General features: G+C 69.7%; 19 protein-coding genes. 6 read left to right on the top strand and 13 right to left on the bottom strand.

Going from position 1 to position 23,704, the window contains the following annotated elements:
- Positions 1-50 precede the first annotated feature (50 nt).
- Positions 51-1,568, top strand: a complete 1,518-nt coding sequence (locus EFL95_RS01575) for an aldehyde dehydrogenase family protein (RefSeq protein WP_123232300.1) — start codon at positions 51-53, stop codon at positions 1,566-1,568.
- Positions 1,569-1,949: a hypothetical protein gene (locus EFL95_RS01580; RefSeq protein ID WP_123232301.1), complete on the top strand. Its 381-nt coding sequence runs from the start codon at positions 1,569-1,571 to the stop codon at positions 1,947-1,949.
- Here the strand turns inward: EFL95_RS01580 and EFL95_RS01585 are convergent.
- Both EFL95_RS01585 and EFL95_RS01590 read right to left on the bottom strand, forming a co-directional pair.
- Positions 1,939-2,751, bottom strand: coding sequence for a hypothetical protein (locus EFL95_RS01585; protein ID WP_123232302.1), 813 nt, complete (start codon positions 2,749-2,751; stop codon positions 1,939-1,941). The two genes, EFL95_RS01580 and EFL95_RS01585, sit on opposite strands and share 11 nt — an antisense overlap.
- Entirely contained in the window at positions 2,748-9,584 is a 6,837-nt protein-coding gene (locus EFL95_RS01590; RefSeq protein WP_123232303.1) for an Ig-like domain-containing protein, read from the bottom strand. Before EFL95_RS01590 ends, EFL95_RS01585 begins: the two co-directional genes overlap by 4 nt.
- A gap of 198 nt (positions 9,585-9,782) precedes the next feature.
- Here EFL95_RS01590 and EFL95_RS01595 point away from each other — a divergent pair, with 198 nt between their 5' ends.
- Positions 9,783-10,502, top strand: coding sequence for a hypothetical protein (locus EFL95_RS01595; RefSeq protein ID WP_148044936.1), 720 nt, complete (start codon positions 9,783-9,785; stop codon positions 10,500-10,502).
- Positions 10,503-10,509: 7 nt separating this feature from the next.
- Here EFL95_RS01595 and EFL95_RS01600 read toward each other — a convergent pair whose 3' ends face one another.
- From EFL95_RS01600 to EFL95_RS01650, 11 genes are read right to left on the bottom strand one after another with little or no spacing between them, the layout of a single operon-like run.
- Positions 10,510-11,367, bottom strand: coding sequence for an alpha/beta fold hydrolase (locus EFL95_RS01600; RefSeq protein WP_123232305.1), 858 nt, complete (start codon positions 11,365-11,367; stop codon positions 10,510-10,512).
- Between the two features lie 22 nt (positions 11,368-11,389).
- Entirely contained in the window at positions 11,390-11,938 is a 549-nt protein-coding gene (locus EFL95_RS01605) for a hypothetical protein (RefSeq protein ID WP_123232306.1), read from the bottom strand.
- A complete protein-coding gene (locus tag EFL95_RS01610) occupies positions 11,935-12,414 on the bottom strand; it encodes a hypothetical protein (RefSeq protein ID WP_123232307.1) in 480 nt (159 codons plus the stop codon). The genes EFL95_RS01605 and EFL95_RS01610 overlap by 4 nt, the downstream gene beginning before the upstream one ends.
- Positions 12,415-12,461: 47 nt before the next feature.
- Positions 12,462-13,847: an MCE family protein gene (locus tag EFL95_RS01615; RefSeq protein WP_123232308.1), complete on the bottom strand. Its 1,386-nt coding sequence runs from the start codon at positions 13,845-13,847 to the stop codon at positions 12,462-12,464.
- Positions 13,844-14,998: an MCE family protein gene (locus EFL95_RS01620; RefSeq protein WP_123232309.1), complete on the bottom strand. Its 1,155-nt coding sequence runs from the start codon at positions 14,996-14,998 to the stop codon at positions 13,844-13,846. The genes EFL95_RS01615 and EFL95_RS01620 overlap by 4 nt, the downstream gene beginning before the upstream one ends.
- Positions 14,995-16,212: an MCE family protein gene (locus EFL95_RS01625; RefSeq protein ID WP_183406974.1), complete on the bottom strand. Its 1,218-nt coding sequence runs from the start codon at positions 16,210-16,212 to the stop codon at positions 14,995-14,997. Before EFL95_RS01625 ends, EFL95_RS01620 begins: the two co-directional genes overlap by 4 nt.
- Positions 16,209-17,303, bottom strand: a complete 1,095-nt coding sequence (locus tag EFL95_RS01630; protein WP_123232311.1) for an MCE family protein — start codon at positions 17,301-17,303, stop codon at positions 16,209-16,211. Before EFL95_RS01630 ends, EFL95_RS01625 begins: the two co-directional genes overlap by 4 nt.
- The gene (locus EFL95_RS01635) at positions 17,300-18,364 is read right to left on the bottom strand and encodes an MCE family protein (RefSeq protein ID WP_123232312.1); all 1,065 of its coding nucleotides are present in this window, start codon (positions 18,362-18,364) and stop codon (positions 17,300-17,302) included. Before EFL95_RS01635 ends, EFL95_RS01630 begins: the two co-directional genes overlap by 4 nt.
- Positions 18,361-19,725: an MCE family protein gene (locus tag EFL95_RS01640; RefSeq protein WP_123232313.1), complete on the bottom strand. Its 1,365-nt coding sequence runs from the start codon at positions 19,723-19,725 to the stop codon at positions 18,361-18,363. Before EFL95_RS01640 ends, EFL95_RS01635 begins: the two co-directional genes overlap by 4 nt.
- Positions 19,689-20,552, bottom strand: a complete 864-nt coding sequence (locus EFL95_RS01645) for an MlaE family ABC transporter permease (RefSeq protein ID WP_246004745.1) — start codon at positions 20,550-20,552, stop codon at positions 19,689-19,691. The genes EFL95_RS01640 and EFL95_RS01645 overlap by 37 nt, the downstream gene beginning before the upstream one ends.
- Positions 20,552-21,343: an MlaE family ABC transporter permease gene (locus EFL95_RS01650; protein WP_123232671.1), complete on the bottom strand. Its 792-nt coding sequence runs from the start codon at positions 21,341-21,343 to the stop codon at positions 20,552-20,554. The genes EFL95_RS01645 and EFL95_RS01650 overlap by 1 nt, the downstream gene beginning before the upstream one ends.
- A gap of 76 nt (positions 21,344-21,419) precedes the next feature.
- Between EFL95_RS01650 and EFL95_RS01655 the strand changes: the two genes are divergently transcribed.
- From EFL95_RS01655 to EFL95_RS19680, 3 genes are read left to right on the top strand one after another with little or no spacing between them, the layout of a single operon-like run.
- The gene (locus tag EFL95_RS01655; protein WP_123232314.1) at positions 21,420-22,589 is read left to right on the top strand and encodes a TetR/AcrR family transcriptional regulator; all 1,170 of its coding nucleotides are present in this window, start codon (positions 21,420-21,422) and stop codon (positions 22,587-22,589) included.
- Positions 22,586-23,026 (top strand): hypothetical protein, encoded by a 441-nt coding sequence (locus EFL95_RS19675; RefSeq protein ID WP_221176282.1) that lies wholly within the window; start codon positions 22,586-22,588, stop codon positions 23,024-23,026. Before EFL95_RS01655 ends, EFL95_RS19675 begins: the two co-directional genes overlap by 4 nt.
- Positions 23,014-23,664 (top strand): alpha/beta fold hydrolase, encoded by a 651-nt coding sequence (locus EFL95_RS19680; protein ID WP_221176283.1) that lies wholly within the window; start codon positions 23,014-23,016, stop codon positions 23,662-23,664. Before EFL95_RS19675 ends, EFL95_RS19680 begins: the two co-directional genes overlap by 13 nt.
- Positions 23,665-23,704 lie beyond the last annotated feature (40 nt).

A 23,704-nucleotide genomic window follows, 5' to 3' on the forward strand; every position in this document is an offset into this window, starting at 1 on the left:
TGTGCGTTCCGGCCATGGACCGCACCCGGGAGCGCGGCCAGACTGACCCCATGACGCAGACCGCTGACACCCCCGTCGTCCAGGTGAACGCTCCCGCGGACGGAGGAATCGCCGGCACCGTCCCGGCCCTCGACGCAGCGGCCGTGGCTGCCCGGGCAGCCGAGCTCCGGGCGAACCAGGCGGCCTGGCAGGACCTCGGCGCCGACGGCCGCGCGCCGTTCTTCGCGGCCTACCGGGACTGGCTGCTCGACAACGGCGAGGAGATCACCGACCTGCTCCAGCTGGAGACCGGCAAGGTCCGGCACGAGGCGCTGATCGAGATCGGGATGGCCACCGACCTGATCAACTACTTCTCCAAGATCGCGGGCTCCGCGCTGGCGACCGAGAAGCGCAAGCCGCACAACCTGACCAGCGCCTCGAGCAACTTGTCGGTGCAGTACACCCCGCACCAGCTGGTCGGCGTGATCACGCCGTGGAACTTCCCGATCGCCGGCCCGTTCATGGACGTGACCCCGGCGCTGTGCGCGGGCGCGGCCGTGCTGATCAAGCCCAGCGAGGTCACTCCGCTCTCGATCGTGCGGGCGCTGGACGGCTGGAAGGAGATCGGGGCTCCCGACGTCTTCGGGGCGGTGACCGGGACCGGCGAGACCGGCGCGGCCCTGGTCGACGTCGTTGACTTCGTGCAGTTCACCGGATCCACCGCGACCGGCCGCAAGATCGCCCAGCAGGCCGCCGGCCGGCTGATCGGCTACAGCCTCGAGCTCGGCGGCAAGGACCCGATGATCGTGCTCGCGGACGCGGACATCGACCGCGCGGTCAACGGCGCCGCCTGGGGCGGGCTGTTCAACTCCGGGCAGGTCTGCGTCTCGGTCGAGCGTGTGTACGTCGAGGCGCCGGTCTACGACGAGTTCGTCACCAAGCTCTCCGCGAAGGTCGCCGAGCTGCGCCAGGGCCCCGGCCCGCTGGGCAGCACCGACGTCGGCTCGATGGCCACCCCGGCTCAGGTCGACATCGTGCAGCGCCACGTCGACGATGCCGTGGCCAACGGCGCCCGGGTCCTCAACGGCGGTCACCGCGGGAGCGAGGGCTACTCCTTCGAGCCGACGGTGCTGGTCGACGTGGACCACTCGATGTCCTGCATGCGCGAGGAGACCTTCGGGCCGACCATCCCGGTGATGAAGGTGGCGAACGCGGACGAGGCGATCCGCCTGGCCAACGACACCGAGTACGGCCTGTCCGCGTCGGTGTGGACCACCGACGAGGAGCGTGGGCTGGAGATCGCCGGACGTCTCGACGCCGGCGCGGTCAACGTCAACAACGTGCTCGCGAACCTGTCCGCGACCGCGCTGCCGCACGGCGGCTGGAAGGAGTCCGGCATCGGCAGCCGCTTCGGGGGCGAGGCCGCGATCCGCAAGTACTGCCGGGCCAAGGCGATCACCACCGCGAAGATGACGCCGAAGAACGAGCTCAACTGGTACCCGTACACGAAGCGCCGCAGCAAGGCACTGCACCGGATGGTCCGGCTGATCTCGGCCCGCGGCAAGCGGAAGTTCGCGCGGGTCCGCTAGGTGAGGCGGGTCCTTCTCGTCGCGCTCGCCCTGAGCGCGACCGGACTGGTCGGCGCCTGCGGGAAGTCCGAACCGCCTGCCCCGCTGCACGTGACCTGGCGGGAGAGCGAGGGTCACCCGGCCTGCGTCTACGACGCCCAGCGCCGCGCGGTCACGGCGAAGCTGGTGATCACCGGCGACGCCGGCACGCGGAAGCGGGTGGCGGTCACCGTCACCGCGTACGCCGACGAAAACACCTCGGTGCCGGTGGGATCGACCGGCGGATCCGTTCCGGTGCACGGCACGATGCACCTGCCCGTCGACTTCACCATCGCGACCACGGACCCACCGCACGTCGACGAGGACGGGGTGGCCGCCTGCCGGTTGTCGGTCAGGTACTGAGGTCCGGATCCTCGGCGACGGGGACCTCGGGGTCGGGCGCGGTCCGCCGCCGCTTCAGGACGAGCAGTGCCAGGGCCAGCAGGACCAGCAGGCCGACCGCCAGCGCGACCCAGGCCCAGGTCGGCCACCCGCCGTCGTCACCCGCGTGCGACCCGAGCGGGGTGAGGTCGGTCGCGAGCTCGACCGAGCCCTGGTCGCCGACGAAGTGCGTCGCGGCCTGGAGGTCGGAGGCCTCGCGGCCCACCTCGAGGTTCCACCGGAACGTCGAGGTCGTCGCGGTGTTGGTCACCGCCGTCGCGTTGGTCACCCCCGGTGAGCCGGGCAGCTCGACCTGGACGGACATGTGGATCAGCCCGCCCAGCTTGCCGGCGTCGATGTCGCCGCCGGTCGAGCCCGTCTCGGTGCTTCCCGCCGGCCGGTTCAGGCCGCCGTCCGGAGTGGCGACGAAGGTCCAGCCGTCCTCACCGCGGCTGACCTTAACGCCTCCGAGTCCGGTGTCGGCACCGCTGAGCTTCGTCGCCATCGCGGCGAGGTCGTCCAGCGACCGGAACGCGCAGGTGATCTTCGCGCCGGACTCGGTGCCGCTCGTGTAGTGCGCGACCTTCAGCGGCACCCCGCTCTTCTCCGCGGCCTTGACCGCCGACGTGTAGAGCGCGTCGCCGGCGGGGCCGTCGACCGTGACGATGGTCGAGTAGGTGCCGGAGCCGTCGGGCTGCACGACGATGTCGGAGCCGGCCTGGCAGCCGACGAGGAGCGCGCCCAGCGGCAGCAGCACCGCGCCGACGAGGAGACGCCGGATCACGAGGTCACCTTGAACTGGTCGGTGGTGCAGCCGCTCGGGTAGAAGGTGGGGTCGCTGTCCCAGGGCTGACCGAATCCGACGCTCACGCCCGCCAGCCCACCACAGATCCCGATGCCCTTGGTGGAGACGATGCCAGACGCGCTGGCGATCTCCTGGTCCATCACCGAGATGCTGCCCTTCATCCCGATGTCGAAGCCGAGCTCGCCGACGTCACCCTCCAGGGTGATGTTGGCCTTGATCGGGATGCCCGCATCGACGGACAGGTCGATCGGGCTGTTCGCGAAGTGGAAGTTGAACGGCGAGGTCGAGATGTCGGCCTCGACGCTCGCGAGCTGGACCAGGTTGAGGAACGTGAGCGTGCCGACGAACTTGATCCCGTAGCCGGTCGTCGAGTTCGCCGAGGTGAAACCGCCCTGCTGGAAGGTGATCTCGGTGGAGAAACCGAAGTAGTTCTTCGGACAGAGCTGGTCCTGGGCCTTCTGGGTGTAGCTGACCACCGTGCCGGCCGGGCGCGCCTTCTGGGCCGCGTAGCAGGGCGTCACCGGTCCGACCCCGAAGTTCGCGTTCGCGACGACCTTGGTGACGTCGCCGGACGTCGGGTCGAGGTCGATCTCGCCGCTGAGGTCCTTGAGGTTGAACGTCGGGGTGCCGACCTCGAACTTGACCACCTTGAGGGCGAAGGTGATCTGCGCGATCTTCGCCTCGACGCTCGGGTCGCTCGGGATCGGCCGGAAGACCGTGGTCACCGAGATGATGCACTTCGACTTGTCCAGCCCGAGCAGGTTGAAGAACGCCGGCGGCAACCCGAGGCAACCGCCCTGGGTGACCACGCCGTCCTTGCGCACCGTCCAGAACATGCCGTAGGACTCGGTCGAGTCGTCGCCGGGCAGCGTGGCGGTCAGGTCCGGCGGGGCCGCGTAGTCGAGGACCAGCCCGGTGTCGTTGTCGACCGGCATGACCAGGTTGACGTCGCCGTGGAACCAGGGCTGGTTGACCCGCATCGTCCCGACCATCACCGGCGTACCGGTCGTCGTCTGGACCTGGAAGTAGCGCTTGGCGTCCATGGTGTTGCCCGGCCACCCGGACTGCGCCGGCTTGATCAGCGGGAACGGCGATGGCGCGAGGATCGTGCTGTCCCCGACCTCGAGCCCGTTCTTGCCGTCGGCCGTGTGCCAGGTCAGACCGGTGTAGGTGCCGAGGTAGTTGTAGACCCGGTACGTCGTCGGGTCGGGCAGCCCGTCCTCGCCGAGCAGCGCGGTGTCGACGTACCCCTTGGCCAGCGGACTGGTGACGTCGAGCGTGTCGGTGTCGACGCGGATCATCGACCCGGCCTGCGGGAGCAGCCACAGGCCCTTCGGGGCGTCGTCGGGGCTCGCCTCGTCCGAGCTGAACACCATCGGCAGCTTGGTGATCCAGCTGTGCGTGAGGTGCTGCAAGCACTCGGCGCCGCCGTTGGTGCGGTCGTAGGAGCGGAAGTTCAGGTGCTTGGTCCCGACCTTGATCCGCTTCTGACCGAAGGAGTCGTCGTCGCACGTGACGATCGAGCTCAGACCGAAGCTGAGCACGTCCTCGACGTCACCGGTGTCGTCGTTGAGCAGCGTGATCGCCAGCGGTGCGTACCGACGCGAGTCACCGGCAGCCGGCGAGAACGAGACGTGCAGGTTGACCGTGTCCCCGGACAGCATCGGGTCGGTCGTCCAGGTGCCGGCCAGCACGGCCTTGGTCACGTCGACCCCGTTGACCGTGAAGCGCGGGTGGACGCCGTCGTCGGCCAGCGGGTTGGCAGGGCGCTGGATGTCGCCGCTGTTCCGGTAGGTGCTGCTGAACACGTCGCGCTGCCACGCCGGGGTCGTGCGCTGGGTCAGGCTCGGAGCCGAGACCACGAGGCGGTGCCTGACCTTCGTCAGGTACTGCGAGGCGATCTGCACGTCGAAGTCGTCGTAGGCCGAGTCGTAGACGAACTTCTGGCCCGACGGGTCCGGGTAGGCGCCGTACAGGACGCCCGGGGCGTACCCGGCCGGCTTGATCGGCGCGGTGCGGTCGGAGAACCCGTCGGCAGCGACCATCTGGGTGATGTCGTCGGGCTCGGCCTGGGGCAGTCCCCCGAAGCGCAGCTGGCTCGCCCCGGTGGTGAGCAGCTGCACCTGCACCGCGTCCGCGAGCCCGGAGGCGACCGAGGTCGCGGAGATCGTGAAGTAGCCGGGACGACCGGTGCGTGAGGTCTGCGACGACGCGGCCGACATCACCAGGGTCGGCGTACCGGGTCGCAGCGAGACGGTCAGCCCGCCTCCGGTGACCTTGTCGGTCACGTCGGTCGAGCTGGAGCCGCTGACCAGCCGGTAGGAGAGGTCGAAGTCGGCCGTCGATCCCGGAGCCTTCACCACGACCGAGTCGGCGCTCGGCTGCGGTCCGGCGCCCCGGTCGGCGAAGGTCACCTTGATGTCGCGCGGGGACAGCGTCGTGGTGAAGAAGGCGGACTGGCCGCTGCCGGTGCCGGTCTCGTAGACGTTGGCCCCGACCACCGTGCCGTCGGACGTGGTGAGCATCTCGTCCGGCCGGTAGCTGTAGGTCGGGAACTGCACCGCGAAGGAGTCCACCTTGGTCGGCGCCAGCTGCGAGGTCGCGGTGAGCACCACGTCCGCAGCGTCCGTACCCGCTGTCGCCCCGGCCGCGGTCGTCACGAACAGGACGACCTCCTGACCGTTGGCCAGCGTCGGCTTGAAGGTGCCGTTGCGGATCGCGGTGGTGACGTCGACCGGGTTGCCCTCCTGCCCGAACAGCGCCGGGGCGGTGGCCTTGATCGTGACGGCGCCGCTTCCGGTGACCGCAGCGTTCACGGTGAAGGTGTCGGTGACGTCGCCGACGGTCCGCAGGAACACCCGCTGGGTCGCGGAGTGGTTCTCCTGGACCGGGGCGCTGATCACCTGGGTGCTCGGCGTGGGCTCGAAGACGCTCATGCCCAGCCGTGGCGGCGTCGTGTAGAAGTCCGGCCCGACCGAGCCGGCGACGGTCGCGCCGAGGAGCGCGTAGGACTGCTGGCCGTCGATCGTCGAGGTCTGGGTGAACAGCACCGAGACCGGACCGCCGGTGCTGCCCGGGGTCAGCACCACCTTGAGCGGAGGGCAGCCGATGTCGGCGTAGCACTGCAGCGTCAGGGTGCCGGCCAGCACCTGGCTGGTCACGTCGTTCGCGGATCCGAGGATGACCTTGAACCCGAGGTCGCTGGGCTTGGACTGCACGTCCGCCTTGATCGTGAACGTGTTGTCCCCGGTTCCGGTGATGCCGGGCTCGAGCACCGCACGACCGTCCGGCCCGCCCGCGACCATCGCCGGCGCCACGGTGAAGAACGCCGGCCAGGTCACGCGCCCGGTGCCGTCGCCCTGGGTCAGCGACGGCGAGGGCGAGGACGTCCCGTCCATCACCAGGAAGCGCTGGTCGGAGGTGACCAGGGCGGCGTTCCCGGAGACGGCGTGGACCGTGATCGGGAACGAGGGCGGCGCCGGGAAGCTCTGCGGCGCGAACACCGTGACCCGGACGTACGCCGAGGCGCCGGCTGCGAGCGGGACCGCCACCCCACCGCCGGTGATGTCGGCGGTGCGGTCGGCTCCGGCGATCGCGTAGTTCGTCGTCCAGCCGTTGCTGCCGGCCGGGGCGGTCAGGGTGACGGTGTCGGCCAGGGCCGAGTTGTTGGTGACCTTGTACTGCACGTACTGGCGAGCACCGCGGGCGCCCGAGGTGTGCGCCAGGCCGGTGGTGCCGCCGCTGCCGTCCGGGACCTGCTGCAGGTCCGAGACGCACGGGTACTGGTCCGGACCGATCTCGGTCGTCCCGGGCAGGCAGACGGCGGTCGAGAGCGACGGCGAGGTGACGGTGATCTGGACGGTGGCCGGCGCTCCGTCGGCGGTGCCGTCGTTGGCGACGTAGGTGAACGAGTCGGTGCCGTTGGCGATCGACGGCGTGTAGGTCAGGTTCGGCAGGGTGCCGGTGAGCGTGCCGTGCGTCGGCCCGGAGACGACCCGGAAGGTCAGCGGGAGACTGTGCACCGAGCTGCCGGTCAGGATGACCGAACTGCTCTGCCCGGCGAGGACGGTCAACGTCTTCGGGTCCGCGGTCGGCGGGATCTCCACGAAGTTGACCGTGATCGGGTAGAGCGCCTGGTGCGAGGTGTAGCTGCCGTCGGTGGCGGTGATGCCGATCAGGTCCGACCCCGAGTAGTACTGCGTCGGCACGTAGCGCTGGTACTTCGCGGAGTTGTAGCCCGACGGGCACGACGGTGCGCTGGTGGCGGCGGCCTGGCTGTCCAGCGTGCCGTGCGAGGGCCCGACGGTGTCGAAGGTGAGCGGACCGTTCGGCTGGGTCGCGCAGATCATGAAGCCGATCGAGCTGTTCTCGTTCACCGTTAGGGGAACGACCGCGATCTGCGGGGTCCGGGTCGCCACGGTGATGGTCGCGTTGACCGGATCGCTGACCGCGCCGTTGCTGACCCGGTAGCTGAAGGCGTCGGTGCCGTCACTGGTGAAGGCGCCGGCGTTCGGGAAGTAGGTGTAGGTGTAGGCGGTGTCGCCGTTGCTGCAGGTGTTCAGAGCCGGCGTGCCCTTCGGCATCAGGGTGCCGGAGCCCGGCGAGCTGACGATCTCGAAACTCAGCACCGGCGACGGGTCCGGGTTGGTGCCGCACAGCGTCACGTCGACCGGGTCGTCCTGGCGGGTCGAGGCGGAGACCGCGTACGCCGTCGGCTTGGTGTGCGCGCGGACCGTGATGTCGACCGAGGCCGTCGTGCTCAGCCCGGTGCTCGCATCGGTGATCTGATAGTCGACGCGATCCGCCCCGATGTACCCGGTCGTCGGGGTGTAGGTGTAGCCGGAGATCAGCGTGTCGGGGTTGATGCTGCAGCCCGAGGTCGCCGCCGATGCCGACGGGTCGGCGACGAAAGTGCCGTGGGACGGGCCGCCGGTGATCGTGTACGAGAGCTGCGCCCCGGACGGACCGCGACCGCAGAGGAAGATCGTGGTCGGGACGTTCTGCAGCGTCCCGGTCGAGGTCGTCCCGTAGAGCCACGGCGCCTGCACCACGGTGATCGAGGCGTTCGCCGACTGCGAGACGAGCCCGGTGTCGGGGTCTGAGACGAAACCGCTCAACGTCACGGGGGACGAGACGACGTTCGTGGGATCGAAGGTCAGATGGGTCAGGGCGGTGTTGAGGTCGTCGACCTTGCCGGTGATCTGGATCCCGCTCGGGTTCGACAGGACGGTCACCAGCGGTGTCGGTCCGGTGGTGTCGCTGTCCGGGAGCGAGAGCTTGCCGCCGGTGACGCTGAGCGAGACGGTGTCGTTGGTCGAAGAGGTCGCGCCTCCGTCGACGAAGCTGATGCCAGTGGCGGCGCCGGCGGGGAACGCGAGCGGACCTGCGTTGCTGGCGATCGAGAGCGGTCCGGTCGGCATGGTCAGCACCGGACGCGGGACGTTGACGACGCCGTTGACGGTGATGGTCTTGTGGTCCTGGACGATGAACCCGGACTGCCCGGTCGGGCCGAGGTCGGCGGCGTACAGGTCGATCGTCGCGGTCGGGGTGGTTCCGGCCGGCGGGTGGTAGAGGAACATCGCCAGTGCGGTATTGACCTTGGCGATGCTGCCCTTGAACTGGACGTCCGCGCTGTTGTTGCCGGTGCCGTTCATGTAGGTCACGCCGGAGGCGTCGGCGTTGAGCAGGTCGATCGTGCCGGTGTCCACGTGCAGGTGGATCTCGACGGCGTCCGGGAACCCGGCCGGCACCAGCGAGACCTGGCCGGTGAGGTCGCCGGCCTGCGTCGGCTGCCCGCCCTGGCCGATGGTGACGTAGCTGGTCGACGTCGGCGCGCTGATCGAGACCTGCTGCCCGCCGGCCCCGCCGGGATGGACGTCGAGCGTCGCGCTGACCGGCGTGCTCTCGTTGCCGGCGGCGTCGGTCGCCTTGTACTTGAAGGTGTCGATGCAGAGGAACCCGGCGACTCCGTCGGGATCGGGGCAGTCGGTGGCGCCCGTCGTGTAGGTGACCTTCGCGTGGGTGGCGTCGACCGGGGTGATCGCTCCGAGCGTGCCGATGTGCGGCTGCTCGGTGATGGCGAAGTTGAGGGTGTCCCCGACCGGGTCGGAGGAGCCGGAGAGCGTGATCGTCACCGGCGTACCGGCGACCACGTGGGGGTAGGTCGTGTTCGGGATCGGGTCGGCCGTCAGGGTGTACGCCGTGGCCGGCAGCGTCCCGGAGATCTTCACGTCCGAGATCGCCCAGGTCTTGCTCGGGGACGCACCGGTGTCACCGGCCGAGGACCAGCGGAAGTCCAGGGGCAGGTTGAAGTGGTCCAGCGGGATCGTGTGGGTCACCGACTGACCCGGTGCGTCGCCGGAGTTCGTGAAGTCGAACAGCAGCCGACGATCGCCGAGGTCGCTGCCGACGAGCGGCTGGTAGACGTTGACGAAGTCGCCCGAGCTGGTCGCGCCCGGGTCGAAGTTCGAGGTGAACGTCAGCGTCGCGTTCTCCAGGTTGGCGGGGATCTGGGTGCTCGGGTTGAACCGCATCTCCGTGGTCGCGAAGTCCGGCGACGTCACGGTCGCGACGGCGGCGCAGCCGCCACCCGGCGGGACCGGGCTGCAGCTGCGGGTCCAGTCACCGCTGGTGAGCTCCCAATCGGTCGGCGGGAAGGTCGCGCCGTCGAACTTCTCCTCCATGAACGTGTACGGCGTTCCGGCCGCACCCGCCTCGGCCGGGACGAGCACGATCGCGAGTCCGAGGACCAGCGCCGCGACCTGCGCGACGGTGATCAGTCGGCGGGTCCGGGAGGTGCGATGGCGCGCCACGTACCTGGCCCGGCGACCTCTCGCCGACGCCGGTGGCTGCGTTGTCCCGTTGCCCGGCTGCATGGACGACTCCCCTTGAGCCCCGCAAGGTTCGGGGCCGATCCCGCCGATCGTAGGAGCGGAACCTGCACAGTGTCGTAAATCGCCCAGAGCACCCGAAATGGACTAGACATGGCCCGGGGTTCGTACGCTGTCCGCGTGTCCAGCCCCGTCCCGAACGCGAAGTCGACGCTTGTCGACGACGGCTGGCGCAAGAGATCTGGTGACTTCTACACCCGCCGTCTCGCTCCGCGCGTCGACGGGCTGCTGGCGCTCGCGGCGAACCGCGGACTGCCGCACCAGTGGAGGCTGCAGCCGTACGTCGGGGTGGTCCACGAGCGGGTGAACGCGCTGGCCCGGACGCTGACCGGCGCCACGACCCGCAACCCCTACCCGCAGGACACCATCCGCACGAGGCTCGTCACGCTGCTCGACGGTGCCGGCGCGCAGGAGCGGGACCGGTGGTTGGTCGCCGCGGAGTCCCACGACCGCAACGCGCAGGTGTTCGCCGAGGTGGCTCGCGCCGCACGGGAGGTGGGGCTCCCCTGGATGGAGGCGCGGACCAGCCTCGACGCGGTGATCTACGAGCTGGAGGACGGGAACGGGCCGGTCCGGCTGACGCCCCTGCTGACGGCTGCGCTCTGGCTGACCGGGAACGTCGAGGCCGCGGAGCGCCGTCTCGTCGACGTCGCGACCCGGTTCGGGGAACAAGCTCCTCCGCCGCCGCAGCAGCTGCCGGGGGTCCGGGTGACCGCGATCGGGTCCTCGGCACCACCCGAGGGTTGGCCGCGGCCCGCCTTCGACGCGTTCGCGGCCCGGTTGCGGGCCGGCATGGAGCAGTACCCCGACGGGCCTCCGGAGGACTGGCGTTCAGCGTGACCGGGCGTCAGCTGGTGCGGACGTCGACCGCCGTGGCGGCCGCGAACCGCGCCAGGTGCTCGGCGACCCGATCCGGGCGACCGACCTGGGAGCAGTGACCGCAGTCGTCGAGGATGACGACCTCGGCGTGCGGCACCTGCGCGGAGAGCACCGCAGCACCCGCCACCAGGGTCAGCCGGTCACCCCGGCCCCAGATGATGAGGCAGGGTCCCGGCACCGGCGGCAGGTACGAGGACCACGCCCGGATCTCGGCGAGCAGGGTCGGTGCCACGCCGAAGATCCGCTTCACGTCAGCGCCCGAGCGGAAGTGGGCCGCCATCGCCCGCGAGACGCCCCGGACCACCCCGGAGGAGCCGGCGGCCGCCCAGGCGAAACCGTTCGCGGTCAGGTAGCGGAACAGCCGCATCGGCACGACCGGGGTGAACAGCAACGGGTTCACCCAGCTGTACTTCTCCAGCGCGTTGATGAACCAGACGTGCCCGAACCCGGCAGGCGAGACCGGCACGACCCCGGAGACCGGGACGTCGGGATCCGCGCCCATCCGCAGCGCCATCACGCCACCGAGCGAGTTGCCGACCACCACCGGCGGGACCCCGTCCTCGGTCCACTGCTCCACCGCCGCAGCGACGAACTCGTGCAGCGACTCCAGCATCGGGCCGTCGCCGACCGGGTCGGCCTCGCCGAAGTTCGGCAGGTCCAGCGCCACCGCCCGCTGACCCCTCTGCTGGAGCTCGGTCAGCACCGGCAGCCAGGTTCCGGCGTGGTCGCCGAAGCCGTGCAGGAGCAGCAGCACCGGACCGTCTCCGGCGATCTCCAGGGCTCGGGTACGCCAGCGTCCGACGTACGGGCGGCTCTGGGTGATCATCCGGCTCCTCCTGGGTTCGTGGCTAGAACGGCTCGATGTCGGAGACGAGCCAGGTCCCGTCGACCTTGCGCAACGAGACGTGCACCCGGTTCTGGCTGACCTTCAGCGGGTCGGTGGCCTTCTTCGCCTTGCTGGAGACGAGCACCTGGTCGAGGTAGACGAGCACCGTGGCCTTGTCGCCATGCACCGACCCGACGATGCCGGCCCCGCGCACCAGCGCGCTGGTGATCGCCTGCTTCTCGGTCGCCATCGCCTTGGTGGTCTTGTCGAAGGTCGAGCCGAACTCCTTCGCGAAGGACGGGGTCATCAGCTTGGTCGCGGCGGCCAGCGACTTGTCGAGCGAGCGGTAGTCGTAGGAGAGCGCCACCGGGAGCGCCTTGCTCGCGGCCTTCACCGCGGCGATCTCGTCCGTCCCGCCGACGGTGCCGACGCGGTACCGGCCGTCGTCGAGGACCTTGGGCTGCACCACTGCGGGCTCGTCGTGCTTGAGCTCGCGGATCGTGAGACCGCCTGAGGCGAGCACCAGCACGGCGAGCACTCCGATGAGGATCTTGCGCACCACCGCGATCACCCGACCTGGCTCAGGTCGGAGACGAGCCAGTGGCCGCCCACCTTGGACAGGGCGATGCGGGCCCGGTAGCGGTTCACGGTGCTGGCCCCGTCGGTCGTGGTCGTGGTGACGTCGACGGCGATGAGGACCTGGCCGCGGTCACCGTCGATCAGCTCGACCGCGGTGCCGTCCTGCGGGATCGCGGCGGAGACCACGAGCTTCTTCTTCACCACGCCGTCGACGACCTCCTGGCGACGGGCGGAGTAGTCCTTCTTGAACTTACCGGTCGCCAACGTCAGCACCCGGTCGACGTCCTTGTCGGCGTGCCGGTAGTCGAGGCTGAAGAAGTTGTCGGCCTCGAGCTTCGCGGCCACCAGCATGCCCGGGTCCGTGTCACGACCGCGGTGCGACCGGAGCACCACGAACGTCGCGAGGAGTGCGACCAGCAGGACGACGAGGACCCCCGGGACGACCCAGGATCGGCGGGACGCAGGCACGACAGGCTCGCTCAATTGCTCGGTCACTGGCTCGGACACTGGCTCCCTCACTGCATCGGGCTGTTGAGCAACCATGCCAGCCCGGAGCGCCCGGAGGGCGGATTCGACGTCGCCGCGCCGGAGACCTGGTAGCTGCCGTCCTCGGAGGTCACGATGCCCGACGTCGGGTCGTAGAGCGCCAACCCGTAGCCGGTCGCTGCCCGCGGGGAGGCGCCCGAGGGCCCGATCACGTTCTGCGCGCCGCGCACCAACGGGGTGCGCGGGTCGGTCGGCTTGGCCGTGCACTGCGCGTTCATGTTCACGGGGCTGTCGAGCTTCTGCTTCGCGCCGCCCTTCACCGGGGTGCCGTCCGGGTAGTACTTGGTGGTGCCCTCGTAACCCTGGGTGCACGGGTAGTACGGAGCGTTCGGCGGCAGCGGCAGCTGGAGCGAGAGGTAGGCCGAGTAGATCGGGCGGCCCTGGTCGTCGTACCGGCAGGTGGCCTCGACCGGCTTGCCGGTCTTGGCGTTGAAGCTGCCGCAGCGGCGGACGCCGGTCGCGCCGACCTCGAGGGCGTAGGGGAAGACCACGAGTGTCTTGCGGATCGCGGGGATCCGGTCGGCGGCGACGGTCGTGACCGAGACCAGCTGGTTGAGCAGCACCGGAAGCGCGGCCTGGTTGTCGGCGAGCAGGTTGCTGACCTGGACGCCGGCCCGGATGCCGTTCGCGAACAGGTCGTCGAACGAGGAGTCGATGCTGCGCAGCTCGGTGGTCAGCCCGGCCAGGCTCTTCAGGTACGACGCAGTCTCCGGGCCCTTGGCCACCTGGGTGTCGAGCACGGTGCTCGCGTCGTCGATCAGCTGGTTCAGGTTGTCGACCCCGGCGAGCGAGGTCTTGGCCAGCCGGTTGCCGTCGACGATGAGCTGACCGAGGCTGCCGCCGACCCCGTCGAGCGCGGTGGAGAGCTCGGTCATCACCGTCGCGAGGTCCTTCGCCGGGATCGATCCGGCCAGCGCGTCCAGGTCGCCGAGCAGCGAGGAGACGTCGATCGGCGAGGTGGTGTCGCCGAGCCGGATCACGTCACCGGCGGCGAGCACCGGTCCGCCGGCGCTGCGCGGCTCGAGCTCGACGTACTGCTCACCGATCGCGGACTTGTTGCCGATCGTGGCAGTGACGTCCTTCGGGATCTTCACCCCGTGGTCCAGGGCCATGACCACGGTGGTGCCGGTGCCCGGGCCGGGGATGATCTTGCGCACCGAGCCGACCCGGGTGCCGAGCAGGTCGACGTCGGCGCGGGCGTAGATGCCGCCGGAGCTGGCGAACTCGGCCCGCACCTCGAACGGCGGCGAGACGACGCTGCCGACGTGGAAGAAGCTGACCGCGCCGTAGCTCACGGCGAGCACCGTCACGAGCGCGAAGGCGATCAGCTGGATCCGGGTGGTCAGAGTGGTCACGGCTTGCCTCCCAGCAGGCCGTTGAGCAGGTCGCCCAGACCGCCGGTCACCGGTTGGAGGATCGTCGCCAGCGGGTTGGTCGGCGTGGACGGCTTCGGGTTGCCCGTCGTCCGCGGGGTGGTCGGCAGAGGCGCGCTGGAGCCGGTGTTCGTGCCGAGCAGGTGGTTGAGGAAGTCGACGTCGAGCTCGAAGGTGCCGTAGAAGCCGGCGAAGTCACCCTTGATCGTCGACAGGCCGTTGTCGGGGAACGGGAAGGTCGAGATCCGGGTCACTGCCGTCGCGAGCTCGTCGCCGGCCTTGCTCAGTTGGGTGAGCACCGGCGCCAGGTGCTTCAGGTCGGCGACGGTGTTCTTGCGGGTCGCGTCGATCAGCGGGACCGCGGTGCGCGACAGGTCGGAGAGCTTCTGCAGGGTGGCCACCAGCTTGGTGCGCTGACGGTCCAGCGCCGCGAGCCCGCCCGGGATCGAGTCCAGGGCGGCCCCGATCGCGGCGCGTTGCCGCGCCAGCCGGGTGGAGAGCCGGTCGAGCGAGACCAGCGAGGCGCTGATCTCGTCGCGGTGGTCGTTGAACTTGGCCACCACCGCGTTCAGGCTGTCGATGTCCGCCCCGACGTCGGTGCCCTTGAACGCGGTGTTGAGCTCGCGGGTGATCGTCTCGATGCTGCCCAGGCTGCCGCCGTTGAGCACCTGGCTCAGGGCGCCGAAGACCATCTCCACATCCGGGTCGGTCCGGGTCGAGGACGCCGGCAGCACGGTGTTGCGCGCGAGTACTCCCGTCGCCTTCTCCCCCGGCGGCGGGTCGAGGGCGACGAAGCGCTCGCCGAGCAGGCTGGTCTCGCTCAGGCTCGCCACGACGTTCTCGGGCAGCTTCACCGAGTCCTTGATCCGGCAGACCACGCGGGCCTTGAGGTTCTTGTCGAGCTCCACCGACTCGACGCTGCCGATGACGGTGTCGTTGCTGCGGCAGGTCTCCTTCGCCACCAGGTTGGTCGCGTCCGGCAGCACCACGGTGACCCGGTAGGTGTTCTTGCCCCCGATCGCCCCGGGCAGCGGCAGGCTGCTGGCGCCGTCGTACCCGCAGCCGGCGAGGAGCGCGAGCAGGGCGAGCGGCACCAGGGGTTTCGACAGGCTCAACCAGCGAGCTGTGTTCATCCGGCACCTCCCATCAGGTTGATCAGGGAGGTCGCGCCGGCGGTGCGGGAGACCCCGCCCGACTCGATCGCCTGGCTCAGCAGCGCGCCGAGGTTGTTGCCGACCGAGTTCAGCGTCGAGCAGAAGGCGGCGATCTGCGCGCGCTGCGCCGGCGGCAGGGCCGCGCAGACAGCGCCGAGGGTGAAGCCGAGCTGGGTGTCGAGGTCGTCGGTCAGCGCGCCGCGCAGGTTCGCCGAGCCGGTACGACCGGCGATGGTGCTCAGCCACGGCTTGGCCGGGTCCCAGTTGGTCGGCACGTAGATGTTCGCCAGGCTGGTCAGACCGACGGGGGCGAGGTCGACGAGCTGCTCGAGCTGCTGAGTACGGCGGGAGAGCACCGCGCTGACGTCCTTGACGCCGTTGACGCTGGTGGTGATCGCGGACCGGTTGTCCTTGACGAAGGCGTCGACCAGGGCGAGCGCCTCCTTGAGCTCGACGACCGAGGTGCTGATGTCGGTGCGCTGCCCGTTCAGCTCGGCGCCGACGCGCGCCAGGTTGGTGACGAGTGCGCGCAGCTCGGCGTCCTTGCCCTTCAGGGTCCCGGTGAGCTTCGACAGGCTGGTGACCGTGTCGTTGATGTCCCCGCTGCTGCCGGCCAGCGTGCTGATCGCCCCGGTGAGCTGGCGGATGGTCTCGTTGAAGGCCTCGCCGTGGCCGGACAGGTTCGCCGCGGTCGCGGTGACCAGGCGGGAGAGGGCGCCGTCCTTGTTGGCGCCGTTCGGACCGAGGCCCTTGGCGAACTTGTCGAGGGCCGCGTAGGTCTCGTCGAGCTCGACCGGTACGCCGGTCCGGTCGAGACCGAGGCGGGCGTGGTCGGGCAGCACCGCGCCGTCCTCGTACGCCGGGGAGAGCTGGATGAACCGGTCACCGACGATCGAGGGCGGAACGATCAGTGCCTGGACGTCGTCCGGGAGCTTCACGTCCGAGCTGTAGCTCATCGTCACCTGGACCGCGGTGCCCTTGACCTTGATCGAGTCGACCTTGCCGACCGCGACGCCGAGCACCTTCACCTTCGCGCCGGCATACAGGCTGGTCGTGCGCGGGAAGGTCGCGGTCAGGGTGCGGTCGCCGCTGCCGCCGGAGTGCAGCAGCACCAGTCCGGCCGCGACGAGCAGCACGACGACCAGCCCGGTCAGCGACCGGCGGATCCCGATGGTCCTCCCGAAGATGTTCACGGTGCACTCTCCGGAGCCGGGCCGAGCGGGAGGCAGGGCTTGCTGCTGTTGTTCACCTGCGAGTTCAGCTGCGACAGGATCGGGCCGAGGACGCTCATCAGCCCGGCGGGCACGTCGCCGTTGGTGCAGACGGCCGCACCGTGCGGAGCCTTGATGGTGGTGTCGAAGAAGTGGCCGCTGCCGCCGACGTTGACGAACTCGCGGCCGTAGACCGCCGCGACCCGGATCGCCTGGTCGAGGTTCGTCCGGTTGCTGCGCAGCACGGCGAGCACGCCGTTGAGCTTGGCCAGAGCCGGTGCGAGCTGGTCCTTGTTGTCCTGCACCAGACCGCTGAGCTGCTTGGCCAGGGCGACGGTGCCGTCGATGATGCTGGTGATCGTCTCGCGGCGGCGGTCGAGCTCGGCGAGCACCGTGCTGGTGCTGGTGACGAGCGTGGCGATGTCCTGGTCACGGTCGGCGACCACGCCGGAGACCTGGCTGGTGCGGGCGAACAGCTCGCGGATCTGGGCGTCGCGCACGGTCACCGACTTCGAGAGCCGGGACAGGCCGCGCAGGGTCTGCGTCATCTCGGGCGCGGTCTTGTCCAGGGTCGTGGCCAGCACGTCGAACGCCTTGGCCACCTCGGCGGTGTCGATGTCCTCGCTGGTGGTGGTCAGCCGCTGGAAGGCGGGCACGATGTTGACCGGGGTCGTGGTCCGGGCCAGCGGGATCATCGCCCCGCCGTGCAGCGTGCCGCTGCCCAGCGGCGTCACGCCGAGGTAGTGCTGGCCGAGCAGCGTCTTGACCTCGATCGACGCCGTGGTGCGGGAGCCGAGGTCGACGCCCTTGACGGTGAAGGTCACCACCACCCGGGCCGGCTTGCCGTGGCCGAGCTTGATGCCGGTGACGTTGCCGACCTTGATGCCGGCGACCCGGACCTCCTCGCCGGAGACCAGACCGGAGGCGTCGGTGAACTCGGCGCGGTACTCGGTACCGGCGCCGACCAGCGGGAGGCGCTGGAAGTTGATCGCGATGGCGAACAGGGTCGCCAGCACCACCATGCCGACCACGGCGATGCGGATCAGCTCCTTGTCGGTGCGCGGGGTGGTCACTCGCTGATCCCCCCTCCGCAGACGGTGTCGCGCTCGTTGGCGGACAGACCTTCGTTGCCGAGGTTCACGGTGCCGTTGAGCAGGCTGAGGTTGATCTGCAGCCCGCAGACGTAGAAGTTGAACCACGACCCGTAGGAGCCGGTGCGCGCGAGCGTGCGCAGCGTGAAGGGCAGCTTGCGCAGCGAGGAGTCCAGGGTCTGCCGGTCGCCGTAGAGCTGGGTGACGACGCTGCGCAGTCCGCCGATGCTGGTCTTCAGCGGCGCCCGGACCTCCGACAGCGTTCCGGACGTTGCGGAGAGCAGCTTGTCGAGCGAGGGCAGCGAGGCGCCGATCTCGTCGGACTGGCTGGCCAGGCCGGACATCAGGTTGCGGAACTGGATGATCAGGCCGGTCAGCTTCTGGTCGCGCTCACCGACGGTCTGCAGGACCGCGTTGAGGTTGCTGACCACGCTGCCGATCACGACGTCCCGGTCGGCGATCGAGTTGGTCAGCTGCGCGGTGTTCCGCATCAGGCTCTGCAGCGAACCCGACTCCCCCTGGAGCGCCTGGACCAGCTCGAAGCTGAAGGTGTTGAGCCGCTCCGGGTCGAGCGCGCGGAAGAGCGGCTGGAAGCCGTTGAAGAGCTCGGTCAGGCTGAGCGCCGGCGTCGTCTGCTTGGTCCCGAAGGTCGTGCCCGAGGGAGCGGAGCGGCCGTCCTGCGCGCTCTCGGCGATGTTGAGGTAGCGCTGGCCGACGATGTTCTCGTAACGCAGCTCGAGCTTGGCGTCCGGGTAGACCGGCACCGACTTGTCGACGCTGAACTCGATCCGGGCCACCTTGCGTCCCCCGGAGCTGACCAGCTTCAGGCCCTTGACCGACCCGACCTCGACCCCGGAGACCCGGACCCGGTCACCCTTGAACACCCCCGTCGCGTCCGAGAACAACCCGTAGTAGGTGCGGGCCGGGGTCAGGCTGATGTTGCCGATCAGGGTCGCGAGGACGGCGATCATCAGCACCGTGACGACGGCGAAGACGCCCACCTTGTAGACCGAGGACGGCACCCGGGAACGCATCTGGCTCATCGGACGGTCACCTGCCCGTCGGTGAGCATCGGCCCGACCAGGAGGTCGGCGTAACCGGGAACCTGCGAGACCGGGACGCCCATCGAGCGAGCGGCCATCGCCCGGGCCAGCGCGTTGCGGGCCTCGGTCACCGCCGCCGGCGACGGCGCCGCGGCAGTCGCGGCCGGGGAGCCGGGGGCGTTGATCGACGTGCCGGGCAGCGGCATCGAGTTCGGGGCCGCGTCCTTGAGGGCCAGCACCTCCTTGGAGAACTGCGGGCAGTGCGGCGCCCAGCCGGGGATGCCGGCGGGGAGGTTCGCGTTGTTGCCGTCGCTGTTCGGGTTGCTCGGCAGATCACCCGGGTTCTTGTACGGGGTGTTGTTCGACGCGACGTCGACGACCAGGTTGGTGAACGGTCCTCGGGCACCGATCGCCTGGTCGGACAGGATGCTGAAGGTGTGCAGACCCTTGAGGAAGCAGGGCAGCGCCACCGAGTACTGGTCGAGCAGGGCGAGCACCGCACGCGACCGACCGGAGAGTCGGATCAGGTTGTCCGCGTTCTGCGCCAGCACCTGCTTGACCTGGCCCGACGTACCGGTGACCTGGCTGAGGAACGAGGAGAACTCCTGCTCCTTCGGCACCAGCAGCTCGCGGCTGATGTCGGCCGTGGCGGACAGGATCCGGACCAGGTCGGGTGCAGCGTCGGCGTAGATGTCGGCGGTCTTGGCGAACTGACCGATGTCGTGGGTGAAGGTGTCCAGGTGCGGGTCGACCTTGGTCAGGAACGCCCGCAGCTGGTTGAACCCGGTGGCCAGCGTCTCGCCGCGCCCGTCGAGCGCCTGGGCCAGCGAGTTCAGGATGACCGAGAGCTGCTGGGGCTGGAGTGCGTTGAGCACCGGGACCAGCTTGCTGAACAGCGCGCCGATCTCGACCGAGGTCGTGGACTGCTGGATCCGGCCGCCGGCGGTCAGCCGGGCCGAGACCGGCTGGGACGGCAGCCGCAGATCGACGAACTTCTCACCGAACAGCGTCTTCGGCACGATCGCCGCGTCGATGTTGGCGGGCAGCAGCTTGAGCGAGCCCTTGTCGAGAGCCAGCGTGATGGTGGCGCTGCGTCCGTCGGAGGTGATCGTGCGGACCTCGCCGACCCGGAGTCCCTGGAACTTCACGTCCGAGTGCGGGTTCAGCTCCAGGCCGGGTGCGGTGGTCGTCAGCGTGACGGTGTCGGCCGCCTGCCAGGGCAGGTCCTTGTTGTAGACCGCGATGCTGAACCAGATCAGCAGCGCGATCAGCAGCAGGTACGCGACCCCCGAGATCGGCTTGGAGTGCGCGCGCAGGCCCGTGCTCATCCGGCGATCCGGACCGTCGTCGTCGAGCCCCACAGCATCAGGCTGAGGAAGAAGTCCGCGATCACGATGATGACCAGGGAGAGCCGGACCGCGCGGCCGACCGCAACACCCACGCCCGCCGGTCCGCCCTTCGCGGTGAACCCGTAGTAGCAGCAGATCATCGTCAGGATGACCGCGAAGATCAGCACCTTCGCGAACGAGTAGAGGACGTCGATCGGCGGCAGGAACAGGTGGAAGTAGTGGTCGTAGGTCCCACCGGTCAGGCCGTAGTAGTGGATGCTCACGGCCTGGGTGGCGGCGTAGGTGCCGATCAGGCCGACGAAGTAGAGCGGGATGACCGCCAGGAACGACGCGATCACCCGGGTGCTGACCAGGAACGGGATGGACGGGATCGCCATCACCTCGACGGCGTCGATCTCCTCGGAGATCCGCATCGCACCGAGCTGGGCGGTGAAGCCGGCGCCGACGGTCGCGACCAGAGCGTTGGACGCGATCAGCGGCGCGACCTCGCGGGTGTTGAAGTACGCCGAGAGGAAGCCGACGTACGGCTGGATGCCGACCTGCTTCAGACCCTGGTAGCCGACCAGGCCGACGACCGAGCCGACCGCCAGCACCTCGAAGACGATGATGCCGAGCGTGCCGGCCACCAGCACCAGGGCGCCGCGGCCGAGGGCCACCTCGGCGAGCAACCGGAGCACCTCACGGCGGTAGCGGGTCGCCGACTTCGGGATCCCGGCGAGCGACTTTCCGTAGAACTGGACCTGGTCGCCGAGGTCCGAGAGCCCGTCGTACGCGGCGGTCCAGGCACGCGAGAGCATGCTCGGCCGGGCCGAGTGCGGGTTGCTGCGGACGAGGGTCATCACAACCCCTTCGGCGGAACGATCTGGTAGTAGACCAGCGTCAGCACCGTGTTCACGACGAACAGCAGCACGAACGAGATCACCACGGACTGGTTCACGCCGTTGCCGACACCCTGCGGGCCGCCCTTGGCGTTCACGCCCTGGTGGCAGGCGACGACGCCGGCCACGATGCCGAAGACGAAGGCCTTGATCTCACCGACCCAGAGGTCGGGCAGCTGGGCGAGCGCCGTGAACGCGTGCACGTAGGCACCCGGCGAACCGCCCTGGACCAGCACGTTGAAGGAGTAGCCGCCGACGACACCGACCATCGTGGCGATGCCGTTCAGCAGCACCGCGATGAAGGCGATCGCGAGGACGCGCGGGACCACGAGACGTTGGATCACGGAGATGCCGAGCACCTCCATGGCGTCGAGCTCCTCGCGGATCTTGCGGGCACCGAGGTCGGCGGCCACGGCGGTCCCGGCGGCGCCGGCGACGATCGCGACCGTGGCGACCGGCGCGGCCTGCTGGACGATGCCGACCACCGCGACGGCGCCGGTGAACGAGCGCGCCCCGAGCTGGTTGAACAGCGATCCGATCTGGAGCGAGAGCACCGCGCCGAACGGAATGGTGATCGCGCAGATCGGCAGCAGCGAGACCCGGGTGACGAACCAGGCCTGGTCGAAGAACTCCCGCCACTGGAACGGGCGGCGAGGGATCTCCTTGAAGACGTCGAGGGCGAACGCGAAGAGGTCACCCACCGGCAGCAACGGGCGCGCCCAGGTACGGCGCACGGCCTGCTGAGTTGCCATCTGGTTCCCCACGGTGAGTCAACGGGTGAGTGTGACCGTGGTCACGTTCGCGCCACTGTGCCACACTAAGTGAATCGTGACTAGTAACGACGCCGCCCTACTTCCGGTTACGCCGCGCGGCACCCGGCCTCGTAACCGCCGCGACCAGATCCGGTCCGCCGCGGCTGCGCTGTTCTACGAGCGCGGGTACGAGCAGGTCTCGATCGCCGACGTCGCGGAGTCGGTCAACGTGGGTCCTTCCGCGCTCTACCGGCACTTCAGCGGGAAGGCGGACCTGCTCTTCGAGGCGATCGACCAGATCATCGGCGCCTTCGCCGACATGGTCGCCGACCTGCCCGACCGCAACCTGGAGGGCATCGCCCGGACCGCCGCCCGGACCGCGATCGCCTACCGGCCGCTGGGCGTGCTGTGGCAGCGGGAGGCGCGCAACCTGCCCGAGGCCCAGCTCGCGGTGCTGCGCCGCAACCTGCGCGACGCGGTGCTCACCCTGGCCGGCACCTTGCGCGAGATCCGCCCCGAGCTCGACCGCGACCAGGCTGAGTTCCTCGCCGCCTGCGGCGTGAACGCGATGAGCAGCATCTCCTTCCACCGGCTCGAGGTCACCGAGGAGCTCCTCACCGACCTCGCCACCCGGGTGCTCTCCTACGGGTTCACCGGGCCGGAAGCTCCGGACCACGTCCGCCGCGAGCTGCCCGCACCGGCCAGCCGGCGCGAGGAGATCGCGGACGCGGCGGCCGCGTTGTTCGCCCGGCACGGGTACGACGCGGTCGGGGTCGACGACATCGGCGCCGCGGTCGGCATCGCCGGCCCGAGCATCTACAGCCACTTCACCTCCAAGCAGGACCTGCTGTTCTCCTCGCTCGGCCGCGCCTACGGCCTGCTCCAGGGATCGCTTGCCGACGCCCTCGAGACCAGCGCGCCGACGGCCGAGGTCCTGCACCGGGTGCTCGACTCGTACGTCGACATGACCTACGACCACAGCGACCTGGTCACCAACCTGATCGCGGAGTCGCGCAACCTCGGCGACGAGTACCAGGAGACGGCCCAGAAGGCCCAGCTCGGCTACATCGGCCAGTGGGTCTCGTTGATCCACGAGCTGCGACCCGACGAGGACGCAGTCGAGTCCCGCATCAAGGTCCAGTCCGCCCAGATGATGGCGAATTCGGTCAGTCGCACCCTCTACCTGCGAAGTCGGCCCGGTTTCAGGCGTGACCTGGGAGAGATCTGCTGGTTGTTGCTGGCATGAGCACGTCGTTCTTCAGCCCGAGCCGCACCCTCGAGCAGCGCCGCCAGGCCGTCGCCAACCTCTACGACCTGCTGGTCAAGGGCGGGATCGCCGACACCAGCCGGATGCCCTCGGACGTCATCGACGACGGCCACAAGGCGACCCTGCACCGCTACCACCCCACCACCGAGCAGCAGGGCAACCCGGTCCTGATGGTCCCGCCGCTGGGCTCGCAGTCGACCTGCTTCGACCTGCGCCGCGGCTGCTCGATGACCGAGCACTTCGTGGACGCCGGGCGCCCGACGTACCTGGTCGACTACGGCGAGATGGGGCGCGACGACCGGGACCTCGGCCTGGAGTTCTTCATCAACGACGTCGTCGCACCGGCGATCCGGAAGGTTCCGAGGACAACGGCGGCGCCAAGGTCGACCTCGTCGGCTGGTGCATGGGCGGACTGATCTCGCTGGTGACCACCGCCGCCCACGAGGACCGCGACATCCCCGTCAACGCGGTCGCGATGGTCGCCAGCCCGTTCGACATGAGCAAGAACCCGGTGCTGGCACCGGTGCAGCTGATCGGCAAGTACACCGACGGCCACCTGATCGGTTCGGTGCTCAAGGCCGTCGGCACCATCCCGGCGAAGGTGGTCGGCCCGGCGTTCAAGGCGACCTCCGTGACGACGTACCTGAAGAAGCCGCTGACGCTGTGGAAGTACCGCGACGACCGCGAGTTCCTCGGCCACATCGAGGCCGTCGACAGCCTGATGAACAACATGCTCGCCTACCCCGGGAAGGCCACCTTGCAGGCCTACCAGCGGATGGCGGTGAAGAACGAGCTCGCGTCCGGCATCATCCAGGGCCCGAACAAGGAGGTCCGACTCGCCGACGTGAAGGTGCCGGTGATGAACATCGCCGGCACGGGCGACGTGCTGGTCCCGGTCGCGGTCGCGCACCAGGTCGGCGAGCTGCTCCCGAACTCCCCCGACGTGCGCCTGCACACCGCCCCCGGCGGTCACCTCGGCGTGCTGGCCGGCGGCTCGGCCCGCGGTACGACGTGGGCGCTGATCGACGACTTCCTGGACACCCACGCCAGCTAGCCCCGTTGGTTGAGGTGCGAGCGCCCTAGCGCGAGCCTCG

It is taken from the genome of Nocardioides marmorisolisilvae (assembly GCF_003725775.1).
Taxonomy (GTDB): domain Bacteria; phylum Actinomycetota; class Actinomycetes; order Propionibacteriales; family Nocardioidaceae; genus Marmoricola; species Marmoricola marmorisolisilvae.